Origin of the sequence: Prosthecobacter vanneervenii, from assembly GCF_014203095.1 — a bacterium.
GTDB classification, from domain to species: domain Bacteria; phylum Verrucomicrobiota; class Verrucomicrobiia; order Verrucomicrobiales; family Verrucomicrobiaceae; genus Prosthecobacter; species Prosthecobacter vanneervenii.
This window is the reverse complement of the sequence record NZ_JACHIG010000031.1, coordinates 1-1,528: the sequence shown is the minus strand read 5'-3', so window position 1 is coordinate 1,528 and position 1,528 is coordinate 1. Positions and strand designations below refer to the sequence as shown.

Genomic DNA, 1,528 nt, shown 5'->3' with positions numbered 1-1,528 from the left:
GGGGTCAGGCGACATGAATGCGAAGGGAAAACAGTGTTTCAAGCCTCCGCTCTCCTAGGAGAGCGCGATTTGGTATGGTGTGCACACCATGATCACCTCATCCAAAACCAAAGCACCACCGCCTGTCATACTCACCGAAGCCGCCACATTCATCGGCATCGACTACCATAAAAAGTACAGCGTCTGGCATGCCGTTGACGCAGCAGGCTGCGACCTTGGCAAAGGCCGCATCGAGCATCATTCGCCGCATGACTTTGCAACACTGGTCAAACGCTGGCCCAACCCGCGCGTGGTGTTTGAAGCCACCATGAACTGGTATTGGCTTTACGAGGTCTTGGAACGGTCGATGCCAGCAGCACGCATCATGCTGGCCAACCCGTTCAAGACCCGCATCATCGCCGAGGCGCAGGTCAAGACTGACAAGATCGACGCGCGCATCCTTGCGCTGCTGCTGCGTGCAGGTCTCGTCAGCAGCGTCCACATTCCCTGCAAGGAGACGCGCCTGCGCAAGGAGGTGCTGCGGCAGCGCTGCTTTTTCGTGCGCCAGCGCACCATGCTGCGCAACCGCATCCACCGCCTGCTTGGCGCGCAGCATGACCTCAAGCTGCCGCAGTGCAGCGACCTCTTTGGCAAAAGGGGCATGAGTTTCCTGGAGAAGCTGAAGCTTCCCACACCTGCCGGCCTGCTGCTCAAGCAGCAGCTCGAGATGCTCAAGAACGTGCAGGCGCGCATCAAGGAGGACGAGGCCGCGCTGGCGCAGATGATGAGCACCACAGCCGCGCAGCAGCACGTGCAGAGCATCCCAGGCATGGGTCCGATCCTTGCGGCGGTGGTTGTCACCGAGATCGACCTCATCAGCCGCTTTCACAGCGCGCAGAAGCTCTGCGGCTACATCGGCCTGTGCCCGAGCACCAGCAGCAGCGGCGGCAAGACTTACAACGGCAAGCTCATGCGGCACTGCAACAAGTGGCTGCGCTGGGCCTTCGTGGAAGCAGCCTGGGTGGCGATGGGCTGCGACTCCTACTTTGGCGACCTCTACCAGAAGAAGCGCGCCGCAGGCAAGAAGGCCAACACTGCCATACTGTGCGTGGCGCGGCGCATGGCCCGCATCACCTGGCAGCTCTTGACTGAAGGCCGCGAGTATCAGAACATACCGCCAGCGCAGACAGCGAAGCCCAGGCGGGCCGCCAAGCCGAAACAGACTTTCCCCAGCCGCTCCAATTGCACACTGGTTGGTTGCTGAGCCTCGGGCTCATGCAGCGCACCTCGGGTCAGGATGGAGGGCTGGGGATCTGATTTCGTCGCAATGGAAGGGGGCTTCAAAGTGCCCGCCCCGCAGAGAAGTGTGATCACAGCATCGCCACCGCTGACATGGAGCATGAACGCCACACCCTGTGCCACACGCGCAGAGGTGCGGATGCCCACGCCATGATGCTTTGCGGCGAACTCATTCATCCGCGCTCAATCACTCCCCAGCCCCTGCGTACGATGACTTTTTACTTGACCGGCTTTTTCAGAGAAGGGTGCA

Annotated in this window: 1 protein-coding gene; it reads left to right on the top strand. The window is 60.9% G+C overall.

Annotated features, from left to right (window positions below; translation table 11 throughout):
* Positions 1-88 precede the first annotated feature (88 nt).
* Positions 89-1,243, top strand: a complete 1,155-nt coding sequence (locus HNQ65_RS26470; RefSeq protein ID WP_184344884.1) for an IS110 family RNA-guided transposase — start codon at positions 89-91, stop codon at positions 1,241-1,243.
* The last annotated feature ends 285 nt before the right edge of the window (positions 1,244-1,528 follow it).